The sequence below is a fragment of the Tranquillimonas rosea genome, assembly GCF_900111315.1.
Classification (GTDB): domain Bacteria; phylum Pseudomonadota; class Alphaproteobacteria; order Rhodobacterales; family Rhodobacteraceae; genus Tranquillimonas; species Tranquillimonas rosea.
In genome coordinates, this window is sequence record NZ_FOGU01000001.1 from 304,382 (window position 1) to 316,999 (window position 12,618).

The 12,618-nt window shown below is 66.2% G+C and carries 12 protein-coding genes and 1 other RNA gene; 7 read left to right on the forward strand and 6 right to left on the reverse strand.

Features of this window, described 5'->3' with window-relative positions:
- Positions 1–69: 69 nt before the first annotated feature.
- From BMZ25_RS01435 to BMZ25_RS01445, 3 genes are all read right to left on the reverse strand, one after another.
- The gene (locus BMZ25_RS01435; protein ID WP_092687283.1) at positions 70–2,595 is read right to left on the reverse strand and encodes a penicillin-binding protein 1A; all 2,526 of its coding nucleotides are present in this window, start codon (positions 2,593–2,595) and stop codon (positions 70–72) included.
- Between the two features lie 174 nt (positions 2,596–2,769).
- Positions 2,770–4,002 (reverse strand): N-acetylmuramoyl-L-alanine amidase, encoded by a 1,233-nt coding sequence (locus BMZ25_RS01440; protein ID WP_092687286.1) that lies wholly within the window; start codon positions 4,000–4,002, stop codon positions 2,770–2,772.
- A gap of 79 nt (positions 4,003–4,081) precedes the next feature.
- The gene (locus tag BMZ25_RS01445) at positions 4,082–5,221 is read right to left on the reverse strand and encodes a pyridoxal phosphate-dependent aminotransferase (protein ID WP_092687289.1); all 1,140 of its coding nucleotides are present in this window, start codon (positions 5,219–5,221) and stop codon (positions 4,082–4,084) included.
- A gap of 107 nt (positions 5,222–5,328) precedes the next feature.
- Here BMZ25_RS01445 and BMZ25_RS01450 point away from each other — a divergent pair, with 107 nt between their 5' ends.
- On the forward strand, positions 5,329–6,075 hold the full coding sequence (locus tag BMZ25_RS01450) for a DsbA family protein (RefSeq protein WP_092687292.1): 747 nt from the start codon (positions 5,329–5,331) through the stop codon (positions 6,073–6,075).
- Positions 6,076–6,084: 9 nt separating this feature from the next.
- Here BMZ25_RS01450 and BMZ25_RS01455 read toward each other — a convergent pair whose 3' ends face one another.
- Entirely contained in the window at positions 6,085–7,479 is a 1,395-nt protein-coding gene (locus BMZ25_RS01455) for a pilus assembly protein TadG-related protein (RefSeq protein WP_177190359.1), read from the reverse strand.
- 13 nt (positions 7,480–7,492) lie between these two features.
- A complete protein-coding gene (locus BMZ25_RS01460) occupies positions 7,493–7,906 on the reverse strand; it encodes a TadE/TadG family type IV pilus assembly protein (RefSeq protein ID WP_092687298.1) in 414 nt (137 codons plus the stop codon).
- A 121-nt stretch (positions 7,907–8,027) separates the two neighbouring features.
- On the opposite strand from BMZ25_RS01460, the gene ssrA reads away from it, so the two are divergent.
- The 6 genes from ssrA to BMZ25_RS01490 all read left to right on the forward strand — a co-directional run bounded on the left by ssrA (position 8,028) and on the right by BMZ25_RS01490 (position 12,287).
- Positions 8,028–8,383: a transfer-messenger RNA gene (ssrA, locus tag BMZ25_RS01465) on the forward strand.
- A 98-nt stretch (positions 8,384–8,481) separates the two neighbouring features.
- Entirely contained in the window at positions 8,482–9,762 is a 1,281-nt protein-coding gene (chrA, locus tag BMZ25_RS01470) for a chromate efflux transporter (RefSeq protein WP_092687301.1), read from the forward strand.
- A gap of 70 nt (positions 9,763–9,832) precedes the next feature.
- Entirely contained in the window at positions 9,833–10,309 is a 477-nt protein-coding gene (locus tag BMZ25_RS01475; protein ID WP_092687304.1) for an SspB family protein, read from the forward strand.
- Between the two features lie 92 nt (positions 10,310–10,401).
- A complete protein-coding gene (gene fumC, locus BMZ25_RS01480; RefSeq protein ID WP_092687307.1) occupies positions 10,402–11,796 on the forward strand; it encodes a class II fumarate hydratase in 1,395 nt (464 codons plus the stop codon).
- 90 nt (positions 11,797–11,886) lie between these two features.
- Positions 11,887–12,066 (forward strand): DUF4169 family protein, encoded by a 180-nt coding sequence (locus tag BMZ25_RS01485; RefSeq protein WP_092687310.1) that lies wholly within the window; start codon positions 11,887–11,889, stop codon positions 12,064–12,066.
- Entirely contained in the window at positions 12,063–12,287 is a 225-nt protein-coding gene (locus tag BMZ25_RS01490; protein WP_092687313.1) for a ribbon-helix-helix domain-containing protein, read from the forward strand. Before BMZ25_RS01485 ends, BMZ25_RS01490 begins: the two co-directional genes overlap by 4 nt.
- Before the next feature lie 9 nt (positions 12,288–12,296).
- Here the strand turns inward: BMZ25_RS01490 and BMZ25_RS01495 are convergent, their stop codons facing one another.
- A complete protein-coding gene (locus tag BMZ25_RS01495) occupies positions 12,297–12,590 on the reverse strand; it encodes a hypothetical protein (protein ID WP_092687316.1) in 294 nt (97 codons plus the stop codon).
- Between the last annotated feature and the right edge of the window lie 28 nt (positions 12,591–12,618).

A 12,618-nucleotide genomic window follows, 5' to 3' on the forward strand; every position in this document is an offset into this window, starting at 1 on the left:
TCGGCCCCCGCACCTACCAACACGGGCCGCGCGCGGCAAGCCGCGGCGGCCCAGTACCGGTGGCGGGTGTCAGTACAGACCGCCGGATGAGAGAGAGTTCACCGTCGCGCGGTTCTTCGGGATTTCCTTCACCTCGCCCGTGGCCGTCCGCACCTGCACCGAGTCATCCTCGTTCTCGCCGCGGTTGAACAGCGGTAGGTCCGAGCCCATCGCGAAGCCGCCGTCATAGGCGACGCCGAAGATAGGCTCTTCGCCAAGGCGGAAATACTCCGCGACCACGCCCTCGCCGCTGGCGCTGTCGGGCAGACGCTCGCCTGTGCGGCGGTCGATCTTGATGAAGTGGCCGCCGTCGGGCACCTCGAACTCGCCGCCGCCGTACTTCTCGACAGCTTCCTTCATGAACTCGTTGAAGACAGGCGCACACAGGCCCCCGCCGGTCGCGCTGCGCCCCATCGGGCGCGGCTGATCGTAGCCGATATAGCAGCCGGCCGCGATGTTCGAGGTAAAGCCGACGAACCACGCGTCGCGCTCGTTGTTGGTGGTGCCGGTCTTGCCGGCAACCGGCACCGACAGGTTGACCGCGCCCGAGGCGGTGCCGCGTTCCACCACGCCCTGCATCATCGAGGTGATCTGATATGACGTAATCGGGTCGATGACCCTCTCGAGATCGGACACGATGCGCGGCCCCTTCCCGGCCTCGATCTGCGGATCGTCGCAGTCGAGGCAGTCGCGCCGGTCGTGCTTGTAGACGGTCTTGCCGTAGCGGTCCTGCACCCGGTCCACGAGCGTCGGCTCGACCCGCTCACCGCCGTTGGCGAACATTGAATACGCCGCGACCATGCGGAACAGCGTCGTCTCCTCGGCGCCCAGAGAGTTGGCGAGGTAGTGCCCCATCGTGTCGTAGACGCCGAAGCGCTCGGCATAGTCGCCGACGGTCCGCATCCCGACCTCTTCGGCAAGGCGCACGGTCATCACGTTGCGCGACCGCTCGATCCCGGTCCGCAGCGGCGTGGGGCCGTAGAAGCGGTTGGAATAGTTCTTGGGCCGCCAGACCTCGCCGCCGCCGACATCGACCTCGATCGGGGCGTCGACCACGATGGTCGCCGGGGTGAACCCGGAATCGAGCGCCGCGGCATAGACGAAGGGCTTGAAAGACGAGCCCGGCTGCCGCGTCGCCTGCGTCGCGCGGTTGAAGACCGAGTGCTGGTACGAAAAGCCGCCCTGCATCGCCAGGACACGCCCGTTGTGCACGTCCATCGCCATGAAGCCGCCTTCGACCTCGGGCACCTGCCGCAGCGTCCATCGGATGAAGCTGCCGTCGGAATCGCTCGTCATCCTGCGGACATGGACCACGTCGCCGACATCCAGCATCTGGTTGAGCGACTGGCCGGTCCACGACACGTCATCCGCCGGGACAATCGGCTCGGGGCCATCGGTCACGCCCTCGATCCCGAGCCGCGCCTGCTGGTTCGACACTTCGAGCACCACCGCAGGGTGCCACTCGTGCTCGAGAAAGATGTCGCGGGCGATGTCGACGTCGGACAGCGCTGCGCGCCATTGCTCTTCGCTGCCCAGCTGGTCCTCGGGGATGGTCTCGCCTGTGCCGCGCCACCGTCCGGTGCTGCGGTCATAGCCTTCGAGACCGGCGCGCAGCGCCTGCGCCGCCTTTTCCTGCAGCTCGGGATCGACCGTCGCGCGCACGCTGAGGCCGCCGGTGAAGAACTCGCCCTCGCCGAAATCCTCGCTCAGTTGGCGGCGGATCTCGTCGGTGAAATAGTCACGTGCGGGCAGCGAGGCGCGGAAGCTCTGGAAATCGCCGTTCTGAACGCTGCGCAGGGGCTGAACGCGCGCCTCGCGGTACTCGTCCTCGGTGATGTAGCCGTTCTCGTACATCTCGCGCAGCACATAGTTCCGCCGCGAGATGGCGGCCTCCTGGTCGCGAACCGGGTGCAGCGCAGCCGGGCGCTGGGGCAAGGCACCGAGATAGGCCGCCTCGGCGATGGTCAGTTCGCCCAGCGTCTTGTTGAAATAGGTCTGCGCGGCCGCCGCGACACCATAGGTGTTCTGCCCGAGGTAGATCTCGTTCAGATACAGTTCGAGAATGTCGTCCTTGGACAGCGTATCCTCGATGCGGGTGGCGAGGATCAGTTCCTTGATCTTGCGCTCGGCCGACCGTTCCCCGCCCAGCAGGAAGTTCTTCATCACCTGCTGGGTGATCGTCGAGGCACCGCGCACCGTCTGGCCGCGCGACTTCACTGCCTGGACAGCGGCGGCGAGGATCCCGCGCGAGTCGAACCCGCCGTGGGTGTAGAAATTCTTGTCCTCGGCCGAGATGAAGGCCTGCTTCACCAGCGCCGGAATCTCGTCGGCGGGCGCGAAGAGACGCCGCTCACGCGCGAACTCGTCGATGATCCGCCCCTCGGACGAATAGATCCGGCTGATCGTCGGCGGCGCATATCGGGCCAGCTGGTCCGTATCCGGCAGATCGCGGCCATACATCCAGAAGATGGCACCGACCGTCAGCGCGGCGAAGAGCGCTCCGATGCAGATCGCCGAGAAGATCGCGCCGAAGAAGGAGAGGATGAAGCGTATCACTGGGGAACTTGCGCCTTTTGCTGGATGCCCTCTTATACGGACACGGCGGATAGCGGTCAAAAGCGGCCGCCCACCGATCGCGGCTGAATGCCGCCGTTTGCGGTCACGTCGCGGTGAGGCGACCGGAACGTTCGATATGGGGCGCCCGTTTGCCGTGGCAAACGGCCTCGCGGATCATTGGCGCAGCAATTCCGCACGGTCGATGTCCGACTCGACCCAGGCTTCGATCGCCTTGCGCATCCCGATGGCCGTCCGGCGGCGCCAGGCGGGCGAGATCAGGTTCGTCCGGTCGCCGGGATTCGAGAGAAAGCCCAGTTCCACCAGAACCGACGGAATGTCGGCCGCCTTGAGGACCGAGAAGTTCGCCGAAAGACGCGGCCGCTTGTGCAGGTTCTCGGTGGCGTCCGCGATTCCCGCGACAAGCGAGTCCGCCAGCGCATCCGAGCGCGGCCGCGTCTCGCGCCGCGCCATCTCCATCAGCACACCGGCCACGCGGTCGTCCTGCTCGCTCAGGTCCAGCCCCGCCAGCAGGTCGTCGCGATCATGGCGCGCGGCAAGCTTGCGGCTTGCCTCGTTCGAGGCCTCTTCGGACAGGGTGTAGACCGAGGCCCCCGACGCGCGCCCCTCGGCCAGCGCGTCGGCGTGCAGAGACAGGAACACATGCGCGCCATTCGCCCGCGCGATCGACACACGGCGCTCCAGCGGAACGAAGCGGTCGTCCTCGCGCGTCAGCTCAACCCGAAAACCGCCGGCCCTTTCGAGCTCGTCGCGCAGGGTGCGTGCGAAGGACAGCATCAGGTCCGCCTCTGCGACACCGCCGGCCTCGGCGCCCGGATCGATCCCGCCGTGACCGGGATCCAACACCACGACCGTTGGGCCGTCACCCAGCCGCCGGCGCGGCAGCGGTACCGCATCGGCGGGATTCGGCAGGGCGAAGAGCCCGCTCTCGGGCGCGCCGGCCGATTTGTCGAACGCCTCTTCGCTGGTGGGGGCGAGCTGCAGCTTCAGCAATGCGCTGCCATCCTCGGCCCCGGTGACCAAACCCGCGGTTTCGACCGCCATCGGCTCGGCAAGGTCGAGCACCAGCCGCGACCAGCCCGGGCGCACCGGACCGGAGCGCAACCCCGTGACCCGGTCCGAGGCGGCCAGTGGCCCGAGATCGACCCCATCGAAGGCCACCTCGCCGAAATCCATCACCAGCCGGCGAGGATCGTCGAGCGTGTAGACCTGCCACAGCACAGGTTGCGACAGGCTCAGCGTCAATTGTGTCGTCGCGCCCAGATCGACGGATTCCGATTCGGCCGGGTCGGGCCGCGCGAGGGCCGACAGGGCCGCTTCGGCGCGCGCCGCTCCCGGCAGGCACAGAACCGCGATCAATAACAGGCGGGCGGTTGTCAGGCTGCTCATCCTCTGCCCCGGCTGATTTGTTGTTTTGACGCAACTATAGGCAGAAAATGGCTTACGGTGAAAGTGTGAAGGCCGCTTGTCAGCGAGATTTCATGAAAGATTCGAGCCGCCGCAGGCCCTCGGCGATGTCCTCCGTCGAACGCGCATACGAAAACCGCAGCATCGTGCCGCCGCGTTCGGGATCGAAGTCGAGCCCCGGCGTCACCGACACGTCCGCCTCCTCCAGTATCTCCTCCGCGAAGGCGAGGCTGTCGTCGGTCAGGTGGCTGACATCGGCATACACGTAGAACGCCCCGTCGGGGGGCGCGATGCGGTCGAACCCGGCCTTCGGCAGCCCCTCGAGCATCAGGCGGCGGTTCTCGGCATAGACGGCGAGATTGGCCTCGAGCTCGTCCTTGCAGTCCAGCGCCGCGAGGGCCGCGACCTGGCTGGCATGAGGCGGGCAGATGAACATGTTCTGCGCCAGCCGTTCGACGGTGCGGACGTGATCGGGCGGCACGACCATCCAGCCGATCCGCCAGCCCGTCATCGAGAAGTACTTGGAGAAGGAGTTCACGACATAGACGTCGTCGGTGACCTCGAGGGCGCTGACGGCGCGGCGCTCGTACTCGATCCCGTGGTAGATTTCGTCCGATATCAGCGCCGCGCCCCGTGCCTGCGCGGCATCCGCCAGCGCCGCCATCGCCGCCTTGTCCAGCATCGTTCCCGACGGATTGGCCGGAGACGCGACGATCAGCCCGGCGATGTCGTCGGGAAGGTCCGACGGCACCGGCTGGTACCGGTTCGCCTCGGCGGTGCAGATGTCCACCGGGTCGAGACTCATAGCCCGCAGGATCTGCCGGTACGACGGATAGCCCGGCAGCCCGAGCGCCACCTTGTCACCGGCCTCGAACAGCGCGGTGAAGGCCAGGACAAAGGCCCCCGAGGCCCCGGCGGTTACGACGATGCGCGCGGGGTCGACCTCGATCCCGTACCAGTCGGCATAGAGTTGCGCGATCCGCGCCCGCAGCTCCGGAAGGCCGAGGGCGACGGTATAGCCCAACGATCCCTGCCCCATCGCATCCGTCAGTGCCCGGCGCGCGCCAAGCGGCGCGGGGGTGCCCGGCTGCCCGACCTCCATGTGGACGATGTCGCGGCCCGCCTCTTCGGCCGCCCGTGCGGATTCCATCACGTCCATGACGATGAATGGGTCGATCTGGCTGCGTGCCGATTGCCGCATCCCCTGCCTCCGCTCTTCACATATCCGCTGGCGGCCTTGCGGCCACGCCCCGATCTGACATGCTACCCGCCGACCGACAAGCGTCCGCCCGCCGAGGAGTAGCCCCCATGTCCCGTTTCCTGCACGCCGCCGCGCTCTCCGCGCTGCTGGCCGGCCCGGCCGCCGCCTTCGACATCGACGCGATGTCGGACAGCGAGCGCGAGGCGTTCCGCGGAGAGGTGCGGGCCTATCTGCTGGAAAACCCCGAGGTGCTGATGGAGGCGATCTCGGTGCTCGAACAGCGCGACGCCGAGGCGCAGAGCGCCAGCGACGCGCAGCTCGTGTCCCGGAACAGCGACGCCCTGTTCGACGACGGCCATTCCTGGGTCGGCGGTAATCCCGACGGCGACGTCACTGTGGTGGAATTCCTCGACTACAAGTGCGGCTACTGCAAGCGGGCCCATCCCGAGGTGACCGAGCTGATCGAGAGCGACGGCAACATCCGCCTGATCGTCAAGGAATTCCCGATCCTTGGCGAACAGTCGGTCGAGGCCGCGAGCTTTGCCGTCGCCGTTCTGCGAACCGAGGGCGGCGAGGCCTATGAGACGGTGAACGACCGCCTGATGGCGATGCGGTCCGACATCACCGAAAACAGCCTGCGGCGGCTCTCGGACGAGCTCGGGCTGGATACCGACACGGTGATGACCGAGATGGAAGACCCTGAGGTGCGCTCATTGCTGGCCGAGAACCGCCAGCTGGGCCAGACGCTCCAGATCAACGGCACGCCAACCTTCGTTTTCGGAGACCAGCTCGTCCGCGGCTACGTCCCCCTCGACGCGATGCGCGACATCGTGGCCGAAGAGCGCGAGGGCTGATCGACCCTCTCAATTGACGAGAATCGTCCGGGTCTGGGGGTTCGTGTTCGCCGCGGCGCCAAGCGGCTTGCGCACCTCGACGATTTCGGAGTCCAGCGGCGTTTCGCACTCGTCGGTGATGTAGCCGTTCCCACCCATGTTCGTCCGGGCTTCGTCTGCCTCGACGTAGAGGCCGCCGGACGCCTGAAAGGCCCCGTTGATGTTCACGCTGGGTGCAGCAACCAGCACGCCATAAGCCACATCGGCGCCGCCGAAGTGGACTTCCTCATTCGACAAGAGGTGCAGGTTGAACTTGCCCGTATCGCAGAAATCCGAATATGCGCCCCAGCGCGCACCGCCGGCAAGTTGCATGCGCCCGTCCGCGAAAAGAAACGCGTTCTTTACCGAAGAATTCCCCGAGGTCTGAATCGTACCCCCAGCGATAACCGCTGAACCATGGAAATCGAGCTGCGAGTCAAGCCGCACGTCACCGCGCGTCACGTAAATCATGTTCGGCTCGGCCTTGATCGCCCAATTGCTCTCGTCGCGGAGCAAGGTCGCTGAAGCGTCATCAATTACCTGCACCGTAGCACCTTGGAACTCAGCAGGCAGAAGATCACCGCTGTAGGTCAGCCCATCCATGTGCATGAGCGTGTCCATGAGCGCACGATGACGCCCCGGAAGGGTCGGGACCACACTTGGCGTCAGAGAACGGGGCATGATCTTCGCGCGAGCATTTTCAACACGAGTGGGATTGCCGTTTATGACGATGTCGTCCTCGTAGGGCGAACTGAGCACGACACCGTCACCGTAGTAGTTGCTGCCCCCGTCGAAGATGCCCTGTTCGCCGTGCAGACAGACCCGGCCCTCGAACGTGTTGCCGCCGTTCAGACGAAGATCACCGCTCGTCAGGATCGTCGCTCCGCCGCAATAGGGTTCGAGCACCTGCTCCTCGCCGGCCTGGGCGGCGAAGGACGAGACGCTCACATCCCAGTAATCGATGCCTACGAGGCTGAGGATATGGGTCCCGACCCCGGTCCCCCGCGACTCGCGGCGATTGGCCGAGACGACGACGGCGTTCGGTTCCTCGGTCGAGGGCGTGAACGTCCGGGACCCGGCATCCCAGGTGCCATAGACGATGTCCTCGTCGCGGATCAGGTCGCGGAAGTCCGGGCCGAGATTGCGTTCCGCGACATCCGCGGCCAGCGCGCGGCCGGCCGCCGTATCATCCAAATGCGCCGCTGCGGCGAGAGAGACGGCATCGGTCACGGTCTGTAGTTGCGCGCGTTCACGATAGCCGTTCGCCCCGTCGAGCGCGAGGCCGCCGAGCGCCATTGCCGCGGTGAAGAAGAACAACGCGGTCACCGTCCCTGCGCCCGTGTCGTCCGACAGGAAATGCAGCGCCCGATCCTTGAAAACGGTCATGTCCGACTTTCCCTCACCCATCTTCGTTGTCCGTCGTCTCGATCCACATCGTGATGCTTCCGGCAAGGCGGCTGTCGCCGGTCAATTGCTTGGTGAAGCTCGCCACCTCTGAGAACGGGACCGAGACGGTGGTGGTCACGAAACCGTCCTGCGTCTCGACCTCGGCCTCGTAGGCCGCGTTGCCCTGGAAGCGGGCGGAGATGCGGCTCTCGGCCTCTTCCGGCGTCGCCTGGCCGAGGGCGACCTGCCGCGACGCGTCGCGCGCGGCCTCGTAGAGGATCGACTTGGTATGCATCAGCAGGGTGCCGTCGGCGCACAGGCACAGCAGCCCGACCATCATCGGCACCCAGAGGACGAACTCGATCGTTACCGATCCCTCCTCGGCCCGTCCGAACCGCCGGAAGATGGAAAGACCCCTAAATATCAACGTACTGTTTCCGTATTCCCGTTCACCTCCAGCTAACGGCCCGCGATGGTCGGCGTGCGGAGAAACTGCGGCGTATTTGTGGCATTCGCGTTAACGGCAGCGCCGAGGAATCCGCCCGGACCCTCTTGCGGGCCGCGGTGTGCCAGCCTATCTTCAATCCTGTCGGCAGCTGCCGACTATGGTGATAAACGCGCAGATAATAAGCGGTTCGGACCCGGGGGCGGTACCCGGCGGCTCCACCAAACATCCCGTCGTTGGGGGATCATGGGGCCGAAATAGGATCGACGAACGTGTAAAACTGTTGCTTTCACCCGGTGAGGTACCACCGTTATCGGTCCGATAAAGCATAATTGCCAACGACAATCGTGCTCCGGTTGCAGTTGCCGCCTAAGCGGTAACTAAGACCGAAATCTGAAGCCCTGGCCTCTAGCAAGGTCAGGCGGGGTTCGCAGGCACCTGGCAACAGAAGCCTGCACTTTCCCCATCTCCTGACATGAAACGGTCATCTGCCACGGTATTGTGCGCGGACCGGACCGCACCTAGCGTCCGCCCGGCAACGCAGGAGGACCGGATTCGTGGCCGACCAGACCGAGAGGCGCCAGACCTCGCTCGCCGAGATCACGCGTATCTTCGGGCGGATCGGCTTGCTGTCCTTCGGCGGACCGGCCGCGCAGATCGCGCTGATGCACCGCGAGCTCGTGGAGCTGCGGCCCTGGCTCGACGAGCGCAGCTACCTCCGCGCCCTGTCCTTCTGCATGATGCTGCCCGGTCCAGAGGCGATGCAGCTGGCGACCTATTGCGGCTGGCGCCTGCGCGGCGTGCCCGGCGGGCTGATTGCAGGCGGTCTGTTCGTCCTGCCCGGCGCGCTGGTGATCCTTGCGCTCGCAGCCGCCTACGCCGCCTGGGGCTCGGTCCCGCTGGTCCAGGCACTTTTCCTGGGCGTGCAGGCCACGGTCGTGGTCATCGTGATCGAGGCACTTCTGAAGGTCGCGCGGCGGGCGCTGACCCGCGCGGACCACTGGGTGCTGGCCGCGCTGTCCTTTCTCGGCATCTTCGTCTTCCAGCTGCCCTTTCCGCTGATCGTCGGCCTCGCGGCGTTGTGGGGCCTCGTGGCCGGGGGCCACGGAGAGACCGAGCCCGCCCCGCCCCCGCGGACCGCGCACACGCTTCGCACCGTCGTGCTGGGGCTTGCCGCCTGGGGCGCGCCGATTCTTGCCCTCTGGGCGATGAACCAGACCCTGCTGGTCCAGGTGGCGCTGTTCTTCTCGAAGCTCGCGGTTGTGACATTCGGCGGGGCCTATGCGGTGCTCGCCTACATGACGCAGGAGGTCGTCGCCGAGTATGGCTGGATCTCGACGCAGGAGATGATCGACGGCCTCGGACTGGCCGAGACGACGCCCGGCCCGCTGATTCTCGTCACGCTCTTCGTGGGATTCCTGGCCGGGGCGAACGCCGCCGGGCCGGGACTGGCGCTTGCCGCCGGGGCGATCACGCTGTGGGTGACCTTCGTGCCCTGCTTCATCTGGATTTTCGCCGGCGCCCCGTGGATCGACGGACTGACCGCCCGCCCCCGCCTGCGCGCCGCGCTCGCGGCAATCACCGCGGCGGTCGTGGGCGTGATCCTCAACCTGTCGCTCTGGTTCGCGGCACACGTGTTCTTTCGGGACGTGGGCGAGGTCACGGCCGGCCCGCTCCAGCTGATCGCCCCCGACCCCGCCTCGCTCCGGTGGGAAGCCCTGGCCCTGGCCGTCGTCGCAGGTATCCTGCTGCTCTGGCGACGGTGGAGCCTGCCCGCCGTGCTCGGTCTTTCGGCGGCACTTGGGATCCTGTTCGCGCCCGGAGGCCTCACCGGGTAATTGAAGCCCCGGTCTTTCCATGCGATCTGAATCTTCTATGCTGGACGAGGCTCCCGAAGGAAAGGTGACGATGGCGCGTTCAATCGACTACGGCAACCTCATGCATCGCGCGATGCGCGGACTCATACAGGAAGTGTTGAGCCGCGTGGCCGAAGAAGGTCTGCCCGGCGCGCATCATTTCTTCATCACGTTCGACACGATGCACCCCGACGTCGAGATCGCCGACTGGCTGAGTGATCGCTATCCCGGCGAAATGACCGTGGTGATCCAGCACTGGTTCGACAACCTGATCGTCACCGACGAAGGGTTCTCGATTACGCTGAACTTCGGCAACTCGCCCGAGCCGCTGTACATCCCGTTCGACGCGATCAAGACCTTCGTGGACCCGTCGGTCGAGTTCGGCCTTCGCTTCGAGACGCAGGATGGCGAGGACGACGGCAGCGAGGAGGACGAGTCCGACGACGCGCCGATGGAAGAGGACGCGGCCGAGGAACCCGAAGAGCACCGCGACGCCGAGGTCGTCAGTCTCGACAAGTTTCGCAAGTAGGCACAGGCGGGTGCGCCGCGCGGGCGATTGCCAGCGCAGTGCCGTCATGCAAAAGACTGTCCCCGTGACGCGACAACGGGGAGACAGCCCAGATGACCGATACCCGCACCGAGACCGACAGCTTCGGCCCTCTCGAAGTTCCTGCCGACAAGTACTGGGGCGCGCAGACGCAGCGGTCGATCCAGAACTTCCCGATCGGCTGGGAGAAGCAGCCCGTCGCGATCGTCCGGGCGCTCGGTGTGATCAAGCAGGCCTGCGCCGAGGCCAACCGCGACGCTGGCGCGCTTGACGGCGAGCTGGCCGAGGCGATGATCCAGGCATCCTCCGAAGTCGTTGCCGGCAAGTTCGACGACAACTTCCCGCTGGTCGTCTGGCAGACCGGATCCGGCACGCAGTCGAACATGAACGCCAACGAGGTGATCGCGAACCGCGCGATCCAGATTCTCGGCGGCACTATGGGCACCAAGGAGCCGGTCCATCCGAACGACCATTGCAACAAGGGCCAGTCGTCGAACGACACTTTCCCCACCGCGATGCACATCGCCACGGCGATGACCGCCCACGACGTCCTGCTTCCCGGTCTGGCCAAGCTGCAGGTCGCGCTGGAGCAGAAGGTCATGCAGTTCGACGGCATCATCAAGATCGGCCGCACGCACACGATGGACGCCACTCCGCTGACACTGGCGCAGGAGTTCTCGGGCTACGCGCACCAGGTGACGATGGGGATCGAACGGGTCCGCACGGCGCTGAACCGGATCTATGAACTGGCGCAGGGCGGCACCGCCGTGGGCACCGGCCTGAACACCTCTGACGGCTGGGGCGAGACGGTCGCCGCCAACATGGCGCGGATCACCGGCCTGCCCTTCGTCACCGCGCCCAACAAGTTCGAGGCGCTTGCCGCACACGACGCCATGGTCGAGATGTCGGGTGCGCTCAAGACCGTCGCCGCCTCGCTCTTCAAGATCGCCAACGACATCCGGCTCATGGGGTCGGGCCCGCGCTGCGGCCTGTACGAGTTGCTCCTGCCCGAGAACGAGCCGGGCTCGTCGATCATGCCGGGCAAGGTGAACCCGACCCAGTGCGAGGCGCTGACGCAGGTCTGCGCGCACGTGATGGGCAACGACGCCGCGGTCGGCTTTGCCGGCAGCCAGGGCCATTTCGAGCTGAACGTCTACAAGCCGATGATCGCCTACAACGTTCTGCAATCGATGCAGCTGCTGGGCGACGCCGCGGGCGCCTTCACCGACAATTGCGTCTCGGGAATCGAGGCCAACGAGACGCGGATCGGGCAGCTGATGCGCGAGTCGCTGATGCTGGTGACCGCGCTGGCGCCCGAGATCGGCTATGACAACGCCACCACGGTGGCCAAGACGGCGCACAAGAACGGCACGACGTTGCGCGAAGAGGCAATCTCTCTCGGCTTCGTCGACGGCGAGACATTCGACCGCGTCGTCCGTCCCGAGGACATGATCGGCCCCAAGAGCTGATCGCCCATGCCTCTGGCCGTTTTGGCGGCCCGACGCTACGCTCGTCATCGGCCCGCCCCGTTCGGCGGGCCGATCCGAGGGTCAGGACAGATGACGCAGCCGATCAACCTCAATCGCGAACGCAAGCGGCGCGACCGCGCCGCCAGGAAGAAGCAGGCCGACGAGAACGCCGTGAAATTCGGCCGCACCAAGGGCGAGCGCATGCGTGACGACCACGATGCCGACCGCGCCGGCCGCGACCACGACGGGCACCGCCTGGACGACACGTGAGGCCGCGCAAGCATTCGCTCACGCTCAAGGGGCACCGCACGAGCGTCTCACTCGAGGATGCGTTCTGGCAGGCGTTCCGCGACATCGCCGACCGTGACGGGCGCCCGCTCAACGACCTCGCCGCAGAGATCGACGCCGACCGCGGCACCGAATGCGGCCTGGCCTCTGCGATCCGGCTCTATGTCCTGGCGGACATGCGGCGGCGCCTCGACGACGGCTGAAGGGCGTCGCTAGTCCGGCGACTTGCCCGGCTGGTATCCCTGAAGCTGCTCCCGCGCAACATCGACCATCGGCCCCATGTCGCACTCGGCGCCCTGTGCCATCAGCAGGATGTTGGTCTGGATTTGCACATACATCGACACCCGCACCGGCGGCGCGTCGTTGATGTCCAAGTCCGCACGCATCCCCTTGTAGAGATCCGCGAATGCCTTTTGCAGGAAGGCGCAGTCGTCCGCGGACGGGTCCGCCTCCTGCGAGATGGCGGGCGTGGCCGCGAGGGCCGCGACAAGGATCATGCGTTTCATCGGCGATCTCCCTTTGTTGAACGGGATC

What these genes read in the sequence shown, in the direction of transcription:
- BMZ25_RS01455 (WP_177190359.1), bottom strand. Translation starts at nt 7,479, where the DNA reads ATGACCGTTTTCAAGGATCGGGCGCTGCATTTCCTGTCGGACGACACG.
- BMZ25_RS01445 (WP_092687289.1), bottom strand. Translation starts at nt 5,221, where the DNA reads ATGCGGCAATCGGCACGCAGCCAGATCGACCCATTCATCGTCATGGAC.
- fumC (WP_092687307.1), top strand. Translation starts at nt 10,402, where the DNA reads ATGACCGATACCCGCACCGAGACCGACAGCTTCGGCCCTCTCGAAGTT.
- BMZ25_RS01450 (WP_092687292.1), top strand. Translation starts at nt 5,329, where the DNA reads ATGTCCCGTTTCCTGCACGCCGCCGCGCTCTCCGCGCTGCTGGCCGGC.
- BMZ25_RS01475 (WP_092687304.1), top strand. Translation starts at nt 9,833, where the DNA reads ATGGCGCGTTCAATCGACTACGGCAACCTCATGCATCGCGCGATGCGC.
- BMZ25_RS01495 (WP_092687316.1), bottom strand. Translation starts at nt 12,590, where the DNA reads ATGAAACGCATGATCCTTGTCGCGGCCCTCGCGGCCACGCCCGCCATC.
- BMZ25_RS01485 (WP_092687310.1), top strand. Translation starts at nt 11,887, where the DNA reads ATGACGCAGCCGATCAACCTCAATCGCGAACGCAAGCGGCGCGACCGC.
- BMZ25_RS01440 (WP_092687286.1), bottom strand. Translation starts at nt 4,002, where the DNA reads ATGAGCAGCCTGACAACCGCCCGCCTGTTATTGATCGCGGTTCTGTGC.